Origin of the sequence: Rhodohalobacter sp. 614A, assembly GCF_021462415.1 — a bacterium.
In the GTDB taxonomy this organism is placed as follows: Bacteria; Bacteroidota; Rhodothermia; order Balneolales; family Balneolaceae; genus Rhodohalobacter.
On sequence record NZ_JAKEDS010000001.1, the window covers coordinates 525,551 to 544,338 of the forward strand.

Genomic DNA, 18,788 nt, shown 5'->3' on the forward strand with positions numbered 1-18,788 from the left:
TCAATATTTTTTGCTTACCGCTCCATTTTGTACTGTGTACCATGCATTTTGTTCAACCCCTTCGAACATTGCTTTTTCAAAAGGTCGCTCTGATGCTGATGTTATAAACGTTTGTCCGGAATGTTTCGTCAGTGCTTCGGTAATAATATCAATTTTTTGCTGATCCAAATTCCCAAAAACATCATCCAGCAGCATAATTGGCAAATCATCAAGCTGATCAGAATAGTAAAACAGCTGTGCCATTTTTAAAGCCATTGAAAATAGCCGGTGCTGACCTTGCGAACCATAATTACGCAACTCAATATCACCCAGAAAAAAAACAACTTCATCCCGGTGCGGACCAATAATGGTCTGTTCGCGTTCGGCTTCTTTTTCGAAATTACTTTCAAGCTGATCCTGAAATTCTGAATGTATTTGCTCGTATGAATCAAAGCTCCTGCAGATTGATTCATATTTTAGCGACGGTTTCAGGTTCAATCCCGTTATGCTGGTGTACTGTATCGCCAAATATTCTTTGAATTTTTCCAGCACTTCTGCCCGCTTGTGGATGATGGCTGATCCGGTTTCCGCCAATTGAATATCCCACGGTTCAAGGTACGTCTTCAGCATGGATAACGGACCGTGATATTCCTGGAGAAGTTTATTTCTCTGCTTTCTGATTTTCCGGTATTTGATGAGATCACGCAGATATTTCGGTGAAATCTGGCTGATCATGCTGTCCAGAAATGAACGGCGTTCAGCGGGCCCTTCACTTGTAAGTTTTTGGTCTTCGGGACTTAAAACCACTACCGGAATCATCCCGATTAAATCGGAAAGGCGATCCAGCGGACTATCATTCACAAAAATCTTTTTCCCTTCCCCGCGGGAATAACTGCATCCCACTTTAAATGAAGATCGAATTTCTCCTTCGAAATCCCCCTCAATCATAAAATATTTTTCATCATGATGGGCTACATACTGATCACTTGAAGCCACAAAACTCCGCGTCATGCAAAGGTAGTGAATAGCATCAATCAGGTTGGTTTTCCCAGAGCCGTTTGTACCTGTTAGTAAATTCAGATGAGGAGCAAATTCCACTTCCGTTTTCTCATGATTTCTGAAATACTGGAGTTTTATAGATTTAATTTTCATGGCTGATCACCTCTTTTTCCATGAACGGTTGCAACCAGTTCCAACTGCAATCTGCAATAATTTGTGCTCCTCTTTCATTTGGGTGAGAATCACCGGGAATCCGGATGTTGTCAAAGTCACCTTGAGTCTGTTCATGAACACAAGGAGTGTTATCAAAAAAATAGATATTCTCGGGAGTCTCGTTCACCAATGATTTGTAATAGGAAAATGTGTGAGCACCTGTGCTATTCTCATCAAAAAAACCTGTGGTTGTAAGGATAAATCTGCAGCCATTTTGCTCACACCAAATCTGAAGCTGTTCGGTTAAAAGTTTGGCTAACTGTAATGAATAACCTGATTTGGGATCGAAAGCATCTGCCGGCGGAATGAGAACCTGAGAATTCTGCTGTGAAAAATTATCGGTTTGATCGGAAAAGTACAGATCCCTCCATGCGAGTTTGACGAGGATATTCGTCAGCTCTGAATGCTCCTGCAGCCAGCGATACCATCCCATTCTCCCAAGTGACATAAAAATTTTGCGTGGTTTCCATCGAATACTGTTTTGCAATTTCGAATCTTCAACAACATACAGATTTTTTGACAGAGCTCTGTCTACATCCATGTAATTCAAATACAGAATGATGATATCAGGCGAAATACTTTCCCCTTTCTGATTCAACCATCCCGGCCAGTCTGCAAGCCCTGTTCCACCGATTCCCCCGTTTAATATCTGAAAATCAGCAGAGGGGAAATTGGCGTGAAGACGATCCTGAAGAAGGGAAGCATAGGTTGCTTGCTGGTTGAGAAGTAACCCGAAGGTAAATGAATCTCCCAGAAGCAGAATATTTATATCGTCTTGTTGAATCTTTTTATTTCCGCGGAGACCCCATTCATTGAATTGATAGCGAAGTGTTCTGTCGTCAAATTCATGCAATGCTTCAATATCGGACTGATTCATCATAAAGCCACGGGGATGCATTTCGATCCACGTGACCATTTTATTCTGAGGCAAAAAAACCCGTACCAGAATTTCTGCCAGAATAAATGCCAGAATAATACCGGCAAGTACAAGCAGAATTTTTCCCGCACGGGTTTTCATCAAAAAGTTGTAAGAATTTTAAAATCCAAATACGTCTCTGCCGAGGAAGATGGCACTTTCGCCAAGTTCTTCTTCAATTCTCAGAAGCTGATTGTATTTGGCAATACGGTCCGTTCGGCTCATAGAACCTGTTTTAATCTGGCCTGCATTGGTCGCTACGGCAATGTCGGCAATGGTAGTATCTTCCGTTTCGCCGGAGCGGTGTGAAATCACAGCTGTATAATCATTCTTGTGAGCCATTTCAATAGCGTCCAGGGTTTCGGTCAATGTACCGATCTGGTTTACTTTAATCAGGATGGAGTTTCCAACACCCTTGCTGATACCGTCGGCCAGGCGATTGGTATTGGTTACGAACAGATCGTCTCCAACCAACTGAACTTTTTTGCCGATAGCCTCGGTCAGGGTTTTCCAGCCGTCCCAGTCATCTTCGTCCATTCCATCTTCAATGGAGATGATAGGATATTTTTCCACCCACTCAGACCAGTAGGCAACCATTTCGTCAGAATCGCGTTTGGAACCGTCACTCCATTTAAATTCATAAAGCCCGGTTTCTTTGTTATAAAATTCTGAGGAAGCCGGATCGAGTGCGATCAATACATCATCGCCCGGAGTATAACCGGCTTTTTCGATGGCTGTCAAAATCACTTCAACAGCTTCTTCGTTGGATTTCAGATCCGGAGCAAAACCACCTTCATCGCCCACTGATGTATTATATCCTTTGGAGGAGAGAACTTTTTTGAGGTTATGGAAAATCTCAGCACCCATTTGGATGGCCTTGCTGTAATTTCCTGCACCGGCCGGCATAATCATGAATTCCTGTGGATCCACATTATTGTCCGCATGAGAACCGCCGTTAATGATGTTCATCATCGGGAGTGGAAGAACCTTTGCGTTTACACCGCCGAGGTATCTCCACAGCGGGAGGCCTGTAGTTTGAGCCGCGGCTTTGGCAACCGCCATTGAAACGCCCAAAATGGCATTGGCTCCCAATTTCGATTTGTTTGGGGTTCCATCGAGTTGAAGCATAATTTGGTCAATTTCCGTCTGCAAATATGCAGGGTAACCAACCAGCTCATCGGCGATGGTTTCGTTTACATTTTCTACTGCTTTTTTTACACTTTTACCGAGGAAGTAGTCAGCATCTTTATCCCGCAATTCAACGGCTTCATACTCTCCTGTTGAGGCACCCGAAGGCACCGCAGCTCGTCCTACAATTCCGTTGCTTAAGGATACGTCGACCTCTACAGTTGGATTTCCCCGGGAATCCAAAATTTGCCGCGCATGAATATCTTCTATTAAACTCATAATAATTTTTTGTTCGTTAATTTTACATCACTGTAATGTACTGTTAAATCTACTTAGCATAAAGCAGAACTGATGATTCATTTATGATAATTTGAATTCAAGAGTACTCGTTCAATTTCTTAAAAATCAGTCTTTTGAAAGATTCCGTTTTGAAATATTCCTTCCCTTTTTAAACGAATGGCAGTACTTTTCATCGAAATATTTCTGACTGTTTCATTCTGATCTTTAAAAATTTCTTCGCTCATGGCTGAAAAAAAATATACGGAAGCCGAAATTAAAAAAATCATCAACAAGGCTACTCAAATGCAGAACGAAGATTTAAAGAATGATCTTGAATCTTCCAGGGGTTTTACCCTCTCGGAACTCGAAAAAATTGGAAGTGAAGTAGGCCTCAAAAAAGAGTATCTCTTTGCTGCCGCATCAGAATTCAATCAAGAAAATGTAAAAGAGTTTTCGGATGTAAATGCCACTCATATTTTTGAAGAGAGAGTCATCGAAGAAGAAATGACTGCAAATTCCTGGAAGGACCTTTGCGCAGAACTTCGGCATTACTTTGGCACCAAATATGGGAAAATTGAAGAAGATCCCAAGCGGCTGGAATGGACACACATGAGTATTGCCGGGGTTGAAACCATTGTAAATGTCTCAACTGGAAATAATCATACTCACTTGCGCATAAGCCAGCGGGTGGGGCTGGCCAGTTCCTACGCAGAAGGGCCTCTTTTTGGATTTTCTATAGCGGGTGTGGGAGCCGTAATAGCAGCCGCTATCTTTAACTTTTCTGCATTTGCCTTGTTCGGCACGTTTCTTATTCTCTTTATTCTTTCTTCAATACTTGTATTTGGCCTTGATGTAGCCTGGCGCAAAAAGAAACAGAAGGATTTGCAAAAGCTGGCTGGTAAAATCGTAAGAGTGTTATCTCACAACCGAAATCAGGATGGACGAAGTAACTTAAGGTTGGAAACAGATATCGCTGAACAAAACAACAAACAAGATCTTTCAAATATCCTGCTTGATGAATCTAATAAAGAGGCCGATGAAATTACGCGGAGAAATCCAAATCAAATTCGATAATATTCAGCTTTACCAAAGCCAGCCAAATGTAAACGTAATTTGAGGGGACCCAAAAAACGTCTGGTCTTCAAAGGAAGGCTCCAAAATCAAGTCTCCCTCCATTGGATGACCCGGCGGATAGGTCTCATAAGGAAATTGTCCTGGTCCTGGATTTGGGAGGGGAATCGGTTGATTAGGCATCATCAACTGTAATCCATCCGGGAAGTAGTAGAAAAAGTAGCCAAATTCAACACTGTTCAAACGGGAAAAGTTACCACCAATATCAAGCGCCAGTTTTATTTCGCCTGTACCGCCCATGTGCCAGTCTCCTTCGCTCCAACCGGTAAAAATATCATTCACAGGTTCATAAAAGTTCGAAAACTGCTCGCGGTAACCATTGTCATTTGTGTCGTCGAAATAGGGAAATGAAAAAGCCAGTGCGGGACCCATGGAGGCACTTACAAAAAACCGATAATTTTCCTGAATCATATCTGTAAACAGTCGGTGCCTGAGACCAATTAAAAGTGGAAAAGCAAAAGCACGCTGATATTTATTGGGTATAATCTGCTGGCCAAATAAGTAATCTGTAAATGTTTGTTCACTTGCATCGCGTAACCCGCCAATTCTTATCGATGTCATGAGTTCGGTGCTGGGCCCCACCACCTTGCGATATTCCCCGCCAACATTAAATCCAAAATTGTTCATCGCTACATTGAAACCAAACCCCGAACCATATTCGCTCTGAATATTTGATGTATTTCGAACCACTTTTTCTACCGGCGGCTCAATGGTTTGAGCTAAAACCTGATTCGAAAATAGAAAAGCCAAAAGAAAACCGAGCAGTACAACGTGTTTAAGAAGCTGTTTCATATACCAAAGTTTTTACCTGTTTGATTTCATAACGTAATATTTAGCCCTGGCATTGCATCAAAAAGTATAAAATAATTCAGCATAAGTTGCTTATATAACATTCTTTGCATAACAAATTTGACAATTGTTGTATTTAGGCTTTTATTCCTGCTGAAATTTTGCCTTTTTTTCTAAAATTCAATAGGGATTATTAATTAATATATGAGTACAGTAACTAAATATCTTGTCTACGGTCCCAACGACACTCTGAGAAGATTACCGTTAAAACTGTTTGAACAGCACGAACCAAAATACCTCTACAAATATAATGCAACAGAAGGCAATGACCAGATCTTTGTAGCTGTATACGAGCAGTTCGAAAAACAGATTAATGCTACCATAACGGTTACTTGCATTGTTGAATGTACCAAGACCCATAATCGGATTGAAATGAAAAAAGCCGGTGGTCGAATGGGCTTTCGGGGTAGTTCACTCTCTGAGGAAAAAAATGTTGAATCGGATCTCGTAGATTTTATTATGGATTTTTCCAAGCGCTTTGGGCTTTCCCTTCAAGAGGAAGTGGATGATGATAAATCATCTGAAGACGAGGACGAGAGTTAGGATATATAAATTATGAGTGGATCTGAACGGGTATGGACAGTTCTGTCTATGCTCGAATGGGCTACAGACTATTTTAAGCAAAAAGATGTACCTGATCCGCGATTGAGCATCGAATGGATTGTAGCGGAAGCCTTGCAGTGCAAACGGCTTGATCTTTACCTGCAATTCGAACGCCCCCTATCCAGCGATGAATTAGATGCTATCCGTCCTCTTGTAAAACGAAGAGCTTCTCTCGAACCTCTTCAGTATATCCTCGGCTCAACGGAATTTATTAACGCCACCATTACGGTCGATTCGAACGTTTTAATTCCACGCATTGAAACCGAACAGCTCGTTGATCTTTTGCTGGATCATTTTAGAAAAAGGAAACACGAGCCTCTTAATTTGCTGGATATTGGAACAGGTAGCGGATGCATCCCAATTGCCATCAAAAAAGAAAATCCGGATTGGTATTGCGCCGGGTTCGACATCTCTGAAAAAGCCATTGAACGGGCAAAGAAAAATGCCGGAATCAATGAAACGGATGTAGACTTTTTCAAAGCTGATATTCTTCAAATAAATCAGCTTCCTGAGGGCCTTCAAAAGGAGTGGGATATTATTATTTCAAATCCTCCGTATATAACTGAACCTGAAAAAGCAGAAATGCATAAACAGGTCACCAAACACGAACCCCATCTGGCTCTTTTTCATGACGATCCTTTAAAACTCTATTCAAAGATCATTGAATTTGCAGCCGCACAAAATGCCTCGCTTTACCTGGAGTGCAATGACAAGACCGCACCCGACGTATTGCAAATTGCCAGTCGTCTTTTTAGTAATTCAAAGCTGTTTAAAGATCTCGATCAGAATGAACGGTTTGTGGTTGCTTCACCCAACCAGGAAGACTACTTAATTTAAGTCTTACCTCTTGATTACATAAATAGTTAATCCGCCTATTTCACCCCTTCAAATACGTGTGGATAACTTGTTGAAAAGTTTTTTTAAAAAATTTCAGGTTTGGATATAGATGTTAAATCAGTGTTATCGAATTGTTACGGGCTGTCAAGTGAAATTTTACAATTCTTACTGATATTCTACAAATCATTGCAACACATTGACTTATAACGTTTATAGAAATGTGGATAACTTTCTAAAGATTGAGGATAAATTTTTTGATTTGTGAGGAAGAAATTCCCATTTTGACTGGAGAACAAAATGATCGCCACTTTTGCCGTGTGGATAACTAAAGAGATCTGGTAACACTTTTAACGCTTTTGGGAGGCTTTGTACGTTGAATAACTTGACTGCTGAAGATGCTTGGAATGAATGCTTAGAAATTATTCAGGACAACATCAGCTATCAAAAATATAAATCATGGTTTGAGCCCATCAAACCTGTAAAACTTGAAGGGGACACACTAACAATACAGGTACCAAGTCAGTTTTGGTACGAGTGGCTGGAGGAGCACTATTATAATATGCTTCGCTCCACAATTGCCAAAGTGTTAGGAAAGGAAGGCAAGCTCGAATATTCTGTATTGGTAGAGAGGTCCGAACGTCTCGAAGACAACCGATCTATTCGACTTCCACAACGCCCCATGCCTCCTCAAAAACCCCAGGAGATGAACACATTCTCGGAGTACAGCCCGGGCAAGATTGAGAACCCCTTTGTGATTCCCGGAATCCGGAAAATGAACATCGATTCCAACCTGAACAGCAACTATGTTTTTGAGCGCTATATAGAAGGTGATTGCAACCGTTTGGCGCGGTCTGCCGCCATGGCCATTGCCGATAACCCCGGTAAGAATTCTTTCAATCCGCTTTTTGTATATGGCGGAACCGGCCTTGGCAAAACACACCTGATTCAAAGTATCGGCAACAAAATTAAACAGCAGTTTGGTGATGAACAGGCCGTACTTTATGTTTCTTCCGAAAGTTTTACAAATGAGTTCGTTCAGGCCATTCGAAATAACCGCGCCAGCGAATTTTCCATGTTTTACCGGAACATTGATGTGTTGATAGTAGATGACATCCAGTTTTTTAGCGGGAAGGAAAAAACACAGGAAGAATTCTTTCATATTTTCAATGCACTTCACCAAGACGGCAAACAAATTATCCTGAGCAGTGACCGTGCGCCAAAAGACATTCCAGATATTGAAGAACGCCTGATTTCCCGTTTTAGCTGGGGTTTGAGTGCCGATCTCCAAATTCCGGAATACGAAACCCGTTACGCCATTCTGGAACGTAAGGCTTCTGACAACGGCATTTCTCTCGATCCTAATATCATTGAGTTCATTGCGTACAACTTCAAATCAAATGTGCGTGATTTAGAAGGAGCGATCATCAAACTTCTGGCAACGGCTTCTCTCAAACATGTGGATGAAATTGACCTGCCAATGGCAAAGTCAGTTTTAAAAGACATGGTGAAAAGTTCAAACTCACAAATATCTATCGAGTTCATTCAGAATTACGTCTGCGAATATTTCGGAATTGACACAAACAAAGTGCGTGAAAAAACCCGTAAGCAGGAAATTGTAGAAGCACGGCAGATCGCCATGTACCTGGCTAAGAAATTCACGAAATCCAGCCTGAAAACAATTGGCCTTCAATTTGGCGGGCGTGACCATTCTACTGTTATTCATGCCATTTCAACGGTCGAGGAACGGCTTTCCACGAGCCCAAAACACAAGCGAATTCTGAAAGAGCTTGAGCAAAAGATTGAGGTTGCTACATTGTAACCAGGCCTCCTATCCAAGAGAGATTTCCCCGGATAAACATTCGTATCTGAAAGCACATCTGCTTATTTTGTGAACAGAAACAAATCAAACATCTGCAAGTGGATACGATTACGCTCAAGTCCCTGGAATTTCATGGGAAACATGGCTATTACGATGAAGAACGACAAGAAGGAAATCGTTTTGAGCTGGATGTAATTGCGAACGGTAATTTTAAGCCCTCCGTTAACGATGACAACCTAGATCTGACTTTCAATTATGAAATCGTAAAAAAAGTCGCCCAAAATATTATTAATGGTCCATCAGAAAAGTTGATCGAAACTCTCTGTAAGCGGATTGGTGATCAAATTTTTGAACAATCGCCCGTAGTGAATCAACTGACGGTTTCCCTCCGAAAACTAAATCCTCCCATTGGCGTTCCTGCGAAATATGCCGAAATCTCGATGACATGGAACCGGTAATAATCGCAGTGGGAAGCAATATCGGCGACCGCCTTTCGTACATTCAGATGGCTGGAAAATTCCTGGAAGAATTGTCGGAAGGAGACATCAAAAAGTCTTCTATTTGGGAATCTGAACCCGTTGGCGACGCTAAATATGATTTCTTAAATTGTGCAGCCAGAATTGAGACTTCTCTCGCACCGGAACAACTTCTTGTACGGCTGAAAGAATTTGAGCGCTCGTCTGGCCGGGAAGCAAACCCTGTACGATGGGGCCCGCGGGTAATAGATCTTGATTTGATTGGTTTTGGAGACTTGGTGATTCAACAGGAACGCCTTATTATTCCTCATCCTGAATACGCAAAGCGGCTGTTTGTTTTGTTACCATTGCAGGAAATTGACAGCAAATGGAAGGACCCGGAAAACAAGAAAAATATTGACGAACTTACAGATGAAGCACCCCGGATGGATATCACAAAAACAGGATATAATTGGTAATTTATCCGGAGTGAAAACTGACCGACAAACAGAAAGGGTTTAATGCCAAATCAGTTTGATTTTATTGCAATTGAAGGGGTGATCGGGGCCGGCAAAACCACACTTGCCCAACTCCTTTCGGAGAGGAACAACGCACGCCTTGTGCTGGAAAAGTTTGAAGAAAATCCCTTTCTCCCCAAATTTTATGAAGATCGAAAACGTTATGCCTTCCAGACACAGCTTGCATTTTTAGCAAGCCGGTTCAAACAGCAAGAAAAAATGACCAATAAAGAGCTGTTTGATGAATACATTATATCGGATTACATCTTCGAAAAAGATCGTATTTTTGCAAGGTTAAATCTTGATGACGACGAACTGGCATTGTATGATAACATTTACGGTATTATGACCGGAATTTCTGCAAAGCCCGATCTTGTTATTTATCTTCAGAGTACGGTTGAAAGATTGATGGGAAATATTGAACAACGTGGAAGAGATTATGAAAAACACATCACGCCCGATTACTTGCAGGAATTGAGTGATGCGTACAATCAATTCTTCTATCATTATGATAAAGCGCCATTGATTATTATTAATACCACAAATATCGATTTTCTTCACAATCCCGATCATCTGACTTATCTGGAAGAGCAGATCTTTGAAGCACCGATACGAAGCAATACACATATACATATTATCCCCGATTCATAATGATACGCTGGTTACTAATAGCGCTGTTTATTTACATTATTGTTCGATTGATTCGCGGACCAAAGCCAAAGAACCGATCATCCATAAAATTTCGGTTTGGCGATTTTAATAATCACTCCGATAATCAAAACAAAAATTCTCGGCGGCCAAGATTAGACGAAATCGAAGACGCAGAATTCGAAGACATAACTGATAAAGCGAAAAAAGAAGATAATACATGAGTTTTGAAGAGAAACATAAAGAAGGCTACGAACTGCTTCATGAAAAAGACCTCGACAAAAGCCTTGATATAGCACGCCGGCTCCAAAAAATGAGACCGGACGCCGCAGAAGGCTATACCCTTGAAGGCGAGGTGATGCAGAAATTGAATCAATGGGAACAGAGCATTAAATCCCTGAACGAGGCCATTGAACTGGATAGCGACAACGGACGGCTCTACAACCTCCGTGGTTATGCATATCTAAACGAAGACCACCTTGAAAAAGCTAGGGAAGATTTTGATCATGCCATTGCGCTTGACAATCTCGCCTCCGCACACCGCAACGTTGTTCTCTATAAACTTATGAGCGGTAAGGGACAAGAGGCTATCGCCTATCTCTTAGACCGTATTCGAAGCGAACCCCGAGACGTTGAAAACTGGATCCTGATGGGTGACCTGATGAAGAAAGGCGGTCACGATCAAAAGGCGCAAACCTATTACGAACAAGCCTTGAAGATGGATCCTGATAACGTCTACGCGAAAGATCAGTTAGGGCAGTAAAAAATTCCCTTTTACCTGCTCTGAATGTTTCTTGAGATTTGGGTTTTATAGCTGTGTAAAAAATCATGTTCTGTGTGGGATAACTATATCAAGGTCATCCCTCTTGAATACTGTATTGTGCTCTATTTCATATTCACAAATTGGAGCGGGATGCCGAAATCCTTCTTCTTGAGGTTCTGAATCACTTCCTGAAGGTCGTCAATCTTTTTCCCCGAAACGCGAACCTGATTATCCTGAATGGCCGGTTGAACTTTTAGCTTCAGGTCTTTAATGGCTTTCACAATTTTCTTTGCCGTTTCACGGTCAACCCCTTCTTTGATAGCAACACTCATTTTTACATGTCCCTGGCTGGTGCCTTCCTCCCGGCCAAAATCGAGAGCTTTTGGTTCCAGGTTTCGTTTGATGAAGTGCTTGATGAGCATATCCTTCACAGCCCGAAGCTTCATACTTTCAGCAGCTACAATGTCAATACGATTTTCTTTCTTGGCAAACTCCACTTCGGTGTGAAGCCCCCGAAAATCATACCTTGTGGAGACTTCTTTCAATGTATTGTTAACCGCGTTGTCTACTTCCTGCGTATTTATTTCATTTACGATATCAAACGATGCCATTATTATTGGAATTTTTGAAGGATGAATTTTCCTTTCGGAGAAAAACAATCAACATTGTAGATTTATTGAATGATAAGCAGTGAAGACATAATTCTAAACAAATAAATTATGCAACCTAAAGCTAATCATTTCTCATTAGTCTAATACTGAAATAATATTTTAACTACCTGGCCTACTAATTACTACACTCTTAGCACGACTCAAAATAATTCGCTAAGTTAATTTACAGTAATTTTTAAAAGACTATTCCAAAAATAATAAAAACACAAATCTATGAGATTATTAAGAGGCGTTTTACTTGGCAGCATTTTTTTTCTCGCAATTTCCTGCTCCACAGAAAATACGCCCGTCTACCAACTAACCACATCAATCAACCCATCAGAAGCTGGTTCCATCTCTCCTTCTGAAGGACAATATGATGAAAATTCTGAAGTAGAAATCACAGCAACTCCAGAGGAGGGATGGATGTTTGATCGTTGGCAGGGAGATGTAAATGGTTCTGATAACCCTACAACTTTTACAATGGATTCGGATAAGGAAATTACCGCACTCTTCATCAAAAAAACCTATCCGCTAACGGTTTCAATTGAAGGCGAAGGAACCGTACAGGAAACGGTAATCCAGCAGAAATCTACCGATTATGATCATGGAACAACGGTTAGGCTTACAGCTGAAGCTAATGATGGATGGGAATTTATAGGTTGGAGTGGGAAAGAAGAGAGTACAGAAAACCCCCTCCAAATCACTGTTAAACAACCCATAGAAATCACGGCTACGTTTGAAATAACAAATACTTTTTTTCTTGCAGATAATGGAGTCACCATCAAATGTCCTTCTGCGGAAGCTGGAGAATTAGGAATTGTTGATGGAGTTGAATATGAGGCAGTTGATCGGACTTTATTGGATCAGCGGCTAAATCAAGATGCCGACTTATCCATAGTGTGTACCTCACTGGTTGCGGATATGTCTGAACTATTTGCACATAAGAAAACATTCAACCAACCAATTGGCAATTGGGATATAAGTAATGTTACAAATATGGCCGCCATGTTTAGAGGTGCCGAAAAATTTAACCAGCCCATCGGGAATTGGGATGTCAGCAATGTTCAAACCATGGTAGAGTTATTTGAAGGAGCCCATTCCTTCAATCAACCGATTGGTAGTTGGGAAGTTAGCCAATTAAAAGGTATAACCGGTATGTTTAAGGAGGCATATTCATTTAACCAACCGATAGAAGAGTGGGACGTCAGCAATGTAGAATATATGGCCTATATGTTTGCCAGTGCAACTTCTTTCAATCAACCGATTGGAGACTGGGACGTAGGTAAAGTCTTTGGAATGCCTGCTATGTTCAGGAATGCTGAACGATTTAATCAACCCATTGGGGAATGGGATGTGAGTAAGGTGGAGGATATGAGTTACATGTTTTCAGAGGCCGAAGATTTTAATCAACCCATTGGAAACTGGGACGTTAGTAAGGTGGATGAAATGATTGGCATGTTTGAAACTGCCATTTCTTTTAATCAGTCACTTGAAAATTGGGAGACTGGAAACGTCGAACAAATGAATTTTATGTTTCGTGGAGCAGATGAATTTAACGGAGATCTTAGTAACTGGGATGTGAGTAAGGTGGAAAAAATGCAATTCATGTTTGAGGATGCCAGATCATTCAATCAGCCGATTGGAGATTGGGATGTTAGCAGAGTGAATGACATGCAAAATATGTTTTACAATGCCAGATCATTTGATCAGCCAATTGGTGAGTGGGACGTCTCCAGCGTATCCAATATGACCGGCATGTTCGAACTTGCAAAAGCGTTTAATCAGCCACTTGGAAACTGGGATGTTTCGAATGTAATCAGTATGCAAAGCATGTTTAGTAAAGCTCTCCGTTTCAACCAGCCGATCGGTTCCTGGGATGTTAGTTCGGTTAGGGGTATGAAAAACATGTTTTTCGGTGCGAGTGCATTTGGTCAAAATTTATCTGGTTGGTGTGTTTCAAACATTTCTTCAAAACCTGCCCAGTTTTCAGATGGGAGTGATTTAGAAGAAGATCTACTGCCCATCTGGGGTAGCTGCCCAAATTAACGCGTTAACAATTCAGAGAAAACAATTATTGAAGAACGTTTCAAAAGCCCGTAACTTTAGGGTCTGTCGTTTCGGGACGTGGCTCAGTCCGGTAGAGCACTCGGCTGGGGGTCGAGGGGTCGCAGGTTCAAATCCTGTCGTCCCGACAGTAACATGCCCCTATACTGTGTTTAAGCACTGTATAGGGGTTTTTTTATTTCGTGCACTTCTGACGGTTTGGCGTAAGAGAAGCATTTCAAGTAGGTACTGCTACGCTATTGCTACGCAACTTTCTTTGGTGAAAGCCCTTGGAGGACAAGGAAATGGCTTCACTTTTAAGACAAGAAAAATGGTATTACACCCAATTCTATAGCAGTAAACGTAACCCTAAAAGGAAACGAATAGCGCTCAAAACAAAGACGCTCAAGACGGCTGAAAAACTCCATCGGGAGTTAGAGGATAAATATGCATCCGGTGTATTTGACCCTTGGAGTGGATTTGACGCTTCCATACAGTCTGAATGCATTACTAAGGAATCAACCCTTAGAGAAGCCTTGGAGTTTTATATTCACAAAAAAAGTCGAGAAGACTGGCGAAAAGAAACTGCCAAAAACACTTCCTATCTGTTATGGGATTTCGCTCGATTTACGGGAGTTGATCTTCCGGTTTCTGTTGTAACTCCAGGAGCCATTAATGATTTTCTCAATCGAAAAAAATATGCATACGAAACGAAGAAAACCCACAAGACTAAGGTTGTACCATTTGCCAACTGGTTAAGGAAAAGAGGCTTGGTGAACTATGATTATTCGCAGGTTAAAATCTATAATAATGATCATGAGCAAGATGAGACTATCAGCTATCTATCCCTGGAAGAAATCGAAATTTTGAAAGAGGGAATACAGCGGAGGGTGCAGCAAGATATTGAAAGGGGTTACCAAAAAGAGGATCGCAATGCTTTGTGGTTGATTGATTTCATTGATTGGCAGCGTTACAGCGGCATGCGAATTTCAGAGACACTGAGCTTAACACCGAGAAGCATTAACACTGCTACGTGGGAAGTCACTATCGGCTCTGATTCATTTAGCACTAAAGTTAAAAGCAAGCAAGTCCTGCCGATTGGTGACGTTGAAATTTTGAAACGTATAGCAACTAAATTATTAGCAATATGCTCTGATCCAAGTGAGAGATTGTTTCAGCATAGAGATAGAAGACGGACGAGTCGAACATTCAAAAAATATTTAAGACTCAGTCTTCCTCATCGAGAGGACATTAATGTTCACTCACTTAGACACACATGCTGTATTGAGCTGCTAAGACGTGAAGTCCCTATTTATACTGTTCAAAGGTGGATGAGACATTCCAGCATACGTACAACTCAGAAATATGCAGACTTATTAGCAACGGACATATCTAAGGCCGTAGGAGAAGCATTTAATTCTATTTGAGGAGTAATTTTCTTTTCAATATTTAGCTTGCAAAAGAATAAATTCAGATTACTTTAACTTGTAAATATTCCTCTATGAAAAATAAACGCCCATCAAAGGAAAGTGAAGTGAATACTAAACATGAAAATGCCCACATGAATGAGGAGGAACTAAAACGACAAAATGAATTGAAAATGATTAAGCAGCTTGGTTTTAGAGATGTAACTAAAGAAATGGAAGGTAAAGTGGCTATCCACCTTGTATATAAACGCTCATGAAATCGTACTCAATTTTAAGAATTAGTAAATTAAGAGCACGGTAAAAAAAAGATTTACGCTCTCAAAAAAGCGAAGTTTTTTTAAAATTTTGAGCTACAATCAAAACGATAATTTTGAGCTAATCTGTAAATAGCAGAAAAACAGATATTTATGGCTCCAAATCTGAGATCTTCGCAGATTAGGCCAAACTTGACTTTGCGCTTATATTACATTATGGAATATAATAATCTACAATAATCTAAGCTAATGATAAAAATAATTCGCGTCAATAGACTTTGTGATATTTTATCTGTCTCTCGCTCAACATTATGGCGAATGGAACAAACCGGTGAATTACCACGAAGAAGGCAAATTGCCAAAAGAACAGTAGGTTGGCTTGAGTCTGAAATTGAAGAATGGCTTAAAAGTCGACCGTCAGCTTACCAAGATAAGAGTACCCTTAATAAGTAAAGTACTTACCCGGATTTAAGGGGCCTCCTAAAAATTAATTACTCACCCTAAACGCGGTTTTCGTGTCACGGGTGAAGTATATCCTATAACCTTAAAAAAGATAAAAAAATGATAAAAACCCATCCAAAATTTCGTGTTGCAGAGTCATTCCAGCCACATGAAGTAAGACTCATATTAAACTTATTGGGTATCAAGTGGAATCCAAATAAGGTTAGCAGTTCAGGTTGGACTCTAATAAGCAGTCCACTCCGAATTGATAAACATCCTTCATTTGGCCTAAATATTCGAAAAGGTTGGTTTAAAGATCATGCACGTCCAGATATCAAAGGCGATATCATAACTTTAATCCAGTATGTAAAAGGCTCAAATCGTAGAGAAGCTGAAAGATGGGCCCTGTCAATTCTTAACCTTAATCAAAATTAATGAGGTATTAATATGACAAAAACTCTTACAGCCAAAGGTATATTTTGGTCATCAGAAATTAGAACCTTGATTCGAAAGGGCATCCAACTTGTAGAACAAAATAGTGATCATCAACTCGTAAAGATGATCCAGGAATATGATTCAATAGATATTCTCACTTTGAAAAAATTCAAAGTGGGAATAGTCAGTTATTATGGTTCTCAATGGTTGGCCTTTCCATATGAAACAGGTATTCAGTTGTACACCCGATTAAATGGACAAAAAGTGATCAAGATGGTTAATGCATCACACCCAAATGAATCTTTCTTTAGATTAAAGAATGAACCAAAGAAAGATGTTTTAATCATTGCAAAATCCCCAAGAGAAACGATGTTACTCCATCAAAGATATGGGGAGAAAGCAAATGTAATAGGTCTCGTTTCTGGTGAAACTGATTTACTTTCGCAAACACAAGAGCAATACCTTAGAGAAGCCCTCCAAGGTATTCGCTCTGTGTATGTTTTTCTTGATACAGATACTGCTACCGCTAAAACAATTGCGATGAAACTAACTTCTAATATAGCAAAACTCACAGAATCTCCGGCTTTTTACGTAGATATAACCAACCATAGTGGTGGCAAATACAAAGATGTCACTGACGCCGTAAGAGACGGGAATGGCTCCAACTATATAGACTCATTAATCGAAAATGCCAATAGTGTCAATGTGCCAACAATGTCAATTGATGAAGAGGAGATATTGGTTGATGATGTAAAGCCACATGATACATTGTCTGATCATATCTACCAGAGACTTCCAAAATCAATAAAGGATTTAACTGGACTGATTGACAAAAACTACATGAAGGATATATTTCTCTTGGCAAGTTTAACCGTGATTTCATCGCAGTTGAATAATGTACTCATAGAGCATATTGATAAAAGTTATTCTCCTGATTTTTTTGCTTTGGTTATAGCAAGTGCTGCCTCCGGCAAGGGATTTGCCTATAAGGCAAGAAATCTTGCAAGAGTACTTAATGATCACATATTAGATCGAATTTACAGTTTATCTTCAAGTGACTCTGGCAAGCATAATAAAACTCAAAACATGCTTTTTCTACCTGCAAATTCATCGGATAGAGCCTTCTATGATCAGTTGCAAGCGAATAAGGGTAGAGGCATTATCTTTGAAACTGAAATAGATACAATGCTAAAAGCCTTTAAGCAAGATTGGGGCAATTTTTCGGATCTACTAAGAAAAGCCTTCCATCACGAAGACTTGTCGATTAATCGAAAGGGTGATCAATTTATTATTGCAAATCCATCACTATCTGTATTTCTAACCGGAACTCCTGATCAGTTCAGAAATTTATTTCAAAACACTGAAAATGGATTTTACTCCAGGTTTTTGATTTACGCTTATTCTCCACCATATGAATGGCAATCACATCAACCAACAAAGGATAGTAAAGTTTTAGAGGAGTTGATCATTAAAACATCTGAAAGGCTCTATGAATTGAATACAATCCTTCTGAATAGAGAATTACCACTATATGTTACTTTGAACCCATCACAATGGAATTTGTTGGATTCTACTTTTGAAGAGATTTTGATGAACTATTTCAACAAAGGATATTCAGATGTATTGATATCGACTGTTAAAAGAGGGGCAATCATAGCTTTACGAATTAGTGCAATCCTAACAATGGTGAGATTAATGGATGAAATTTCTGATTCCATTAGAACCAGAGCTACAGTTGTTCCTCAAACAGAAGATATTCAAACGGCCATAGATATTGTTACAGCTACTCTAGAACATTCGAGGCAAATGTATATGCAAGAACTTCAGCATCGGGATATATCTTATGATCCATTTATTGATAGCATCTTTATAAGATTGCCAGAAAGGTTTACAACAAGTGAGGCTATTCAAATTGGTGAATCTCTGGGGTGTCCTGAAAGAACCCTAAAAAGAAAACTCAGTAAATTGATTAGTAGGGGCAGACTCAAAAAGGTTGCTCACGGACATTATGAGAAAGTTATTTACACTTCTCTAAATTAAGTAATTAAGAGTGGTATTAATGGCACTTTGTCATTTTTGACCTTTTCAAAAAGTGCCATTAATCCTTCTTGTTTTCATTTAAAATATTTCCGTTAATCACAGTCAATTTTTCCCTTAATCTAAGGGCGAAATTTTAGTTATGGTAATGAGATGAGAGTTACTGTTTCAAAGTGTTTTGGGCAAAATTCAAAACGATTTTCTGCGCCCTTTAAGTGGGCGCGTCCTACCTTTTGGCTTTTCGACTAAAAAAAATTTTTGACCAGGTTTACCTCAAAAAAATATAGCTTTAAGACATCGTGCTTTACACATAGGGATAAGGTTCTAATTAAGTACCTTTAAGGGACTCCGACAAAGGGAT

Annotated in this window: 18 protein-coding genes and 1 tRNA gene; 14 read left to right on the forward strand and 5 right to left on the reverse strand. The window is 40.0% G+C overall.

The annotated features are described in order from the left end of the window. Genes recF through eno form a run of 3 tightly spaced genes read right to left on the reverse strand, consistent with a single transcriptional unit; the run spans position 1 to position 3,514 of the window. Positions 1–1,131: a DNA replication/repair protein RecF gene (recF, locus tag L0B18_RS02025; RefSeq protein WP_234567474.1), complete on the reverse strand. Its 1,131-nt coding sequence runs from the start codon at positions 1,129–1,131 to the stop codon at positions 1–3. Further along, positions 1,121–2,209, reverse strand: coding sequence for an SGNH/GDSL hydrolase family protein (locus tag L0B18_RS02030; RefSeq protein WP_234567475.1), 1,089 nt, complete (start codon positions 2,207–2,209; stop codon positions 1,121–1,123). The genes recF and L0B18_RS02030 overlap by 11 nt, the downstream gene beginning before the upstream one ends. 18 nt (positions 2,210–2,227) lie before the next feature. Then, positions 2,228–3,514, reverse strand: a complete 1,287-nt coding sequence (gene eno / locus L0B18_RS02035; protein ID WP_234567476.1) for a phosphopyruvate hydratase — start codon at positions 3,512–3,514, stop codon at positions 2,228–2,230. A gap of 243 nt (positions 3,515–3,757) precedes the next feature. On the opposite strand from eno, the gene L0B18_RS02040 reads away from it, so the two are divergent. Further along, on the forward strand, positions 3,758–4,588 hold the full coding sequence (locus tag L0B18_RS02040; RefSeq protein ID WP_234567478.1) for a hypothetical protein: 831 nt from the start codon (positions 3,758–3,760) through the stop codon (positions 4,586–4,588). A 9-nt stretch (positions 4,589–4,597) separates the two neighbouring features. On the opposite strand, the gene L0B18_RS02045 is transcribed toward L0B18_RS02040, so the two are convergent. Beyond that, positions 4,598–5,437, reverse strand: a complete 840-nt coding sequence (locus L0B18_RS02045; protein WP_234567479.1) for a hypothetical protein — start codon at positions 5,435–5,437, stop codon at positions 4,598–4,600. 201 nt (positions 5,438–5,638) lie between these two features. On the opposite strand from L0B18_RS02045, the gene L0B18_RS02050 reads away from it, so the two are divergent. The 7 genes from L0B18_RS02050 (at position 5,639) to L0B18_RS02080 (ending at position 11,137) form a co-directional block, all read left to right on the forward strand. Beyond that, the gene (locus L0B18_RS02050; protein WP_234567480.1) at positions 5,639–6,037 is read left to right on the forward strand and encodes a hypothetical protein; all 399 of its coding nucleotides are present in this window, start codon (positions 5,639–5,641) and stop codon (positions 6,035–6,037) included. Between the two features lie 12 nt (positions 6,038–6,049). Beyond that, positions 6,050–6,934: a peptide chain release factor N(5)-glutamine methyltransferase gene (gene prmC, locus L0B18_RS02055; protein WP_234567481.1), complete on the forward strand. Its 885-nt coding sequence runs from the start codon at positions 6,050–6,052 to the stop codon at positions 6,932–6,934. 373 nt (positions 6,935–7,307) lie between these two features. Further along, positions 7,308–8,753: a chromosomal replication initiator protein DnaA gene (dnaA, locus tag L0B18_RS02060; RefSeq protein WP_234567482.1), complete on the forward strand. Its 1,446-nt coding sequence runs from the start codon at positions 7,308–7,310 to the stop codon at positions 8,751–8,753. 98 nt (positions 8,754–8,851) lie between these two features. Beyond that, positions 8,852–9,211: a dihydroneopterin aldolase gene (gene folB, locus L0B18_RS02065; RefSeq protein WP_234567483.1), complete on the forward strand. Its 360-nt coding sequence runs from the start codon at positions 8,852–8,854 to the stop codon at positions 9,209–9,211. Beyond that, positions 9,199–9,687 carry a 2-amino-4-hydroxy-6-hydroxymethyldihydropteridine diphosphokinase gene (folK, locus tag L0B18_RS02070; protein WP_234567484.1) on the forward strand — a complete coding sequence of 163 codons (489 nt, stop codon included), beginning with the start codon at positions 9,199–9,201 and terminating at the stop codon, positions 9,685–9,687. The genes folB and folK overlap by 13 nt, the downstream gene beginning before the upstream one ends. A gap of 42 nt (positions 9,688–9,729) precedes the next feature. Beyond that, positions 9,730–10,377: a deoxynucleoside kinase gene (locus tag L0B18_RS02075; RefSeq protein WP_234567485.1), complete on the forward strand. Its 648-nt coding sequence runs from the start codon at positions 9,730–9,732 to the stop codon at positions 10,375–10,377. 217 nt (positions 10,378–10,594) lie between these two features. After that, complete coding sequence (locus L0B18_RS02080; protein ID WP_234567486.1) at positions 10,595–11,137, forward strand: tetratricopeptide repeat protein; 543 nt, start codon at positions 10,595–10,597, stop codon at positions 11,135–11,137. Between the two features lie 122 nt (positions 11,138–11,259). Here L0B18_RS02080 and L0B18_RS02085 read toward each other — a convergent pair whose 3' ends face one another. Continuing rightward, a complete protein-coding gene (locus L0B18_RS02085) occupies positions 11,260–11,748 on the reverse strand; it encodes a YajQ family cyclic di-GMP-binding protein (protein ID WP_234567487.1) in 489 nt (162 codons plus the stop codon). Between the two features lie 273 nt (positions 11,749–12,021). On the opposite strand from L0B18_RS02085, the gene L0B18_RS02090 reads away from it, so the two are divergent. From L0B18_RS02090 to L0B18_RS02110, 6 genes are all read left to right on the forward strand, one after another. Then, a complete protein-coding gene (locus tag L0B18_RS02090; protein ID WP_234567488.1) occupies positions 12,022–13,836 on the forward strand; it encodes a BspA family leucine-rich repeat surface protein in 1,815 nt (604 codons plus the stop codon). 72 nt (positions 13,837–13,908) lie between these two features. Beyond that, a tRNA-Pro gene (locus L0B18_RS02095) sits at positions 13,909–13,982 on the forward strand. Positions 13,983–14,138: 156 nt separating this feature from the next. After that, positions 14,139–15,260 carry a tyrosine-type recombinase/integrase gene (locus tag L0B18_RS02100; RefSeq protein WP_234567489.1) on the forward strand — a complete coding sequence of 374 codons (1,122 nt, stop codon included), beginning with the start codon at positions 14,139–14,141 and terminating at the stop codon, positions 15,258–15,260. A gap of 74 nt (positions 15,261–15,334) precedes the next feature. Continuing rightward, a complete protein-coding gene (locus L0B18_RS02105) occupies positions 15,335–15,517 on the forward strand; it encodes a hypothetical protein (protein WP_234567490.1) in 183 nt (60 codons plus the stop codon). A gap of 246 nt (positions 15,518–15,763) precedes the next feature. Continuing rightward, positions 15,764–15,967: a helix-turn-helix transcriptional regulator gene (locus L0B18_RS19795; RefSeq protein WP_370647484.1), complete on the forward strand. Its 204-nt coding sequence runs from the start codon at positions 15,764–15,766 to the stop codon at positions 15,965–15,967. Positions 15,968–16,402: 435 nt separating this feature from the next. Then, positions 16,403–18,430: a DUF3987 domain-containing protein gene (locus L0B18_RS02110; protein WP_234567492.1), complete on the forward strand. Its 2,028-nt coding sequence runs from the start codon at positions 16,403–16,405 to the stop codon at positions 18,428–18,430. The last annotated feature ends 358 nt before the right edge of the window (positions 18,431–18,788 follow it).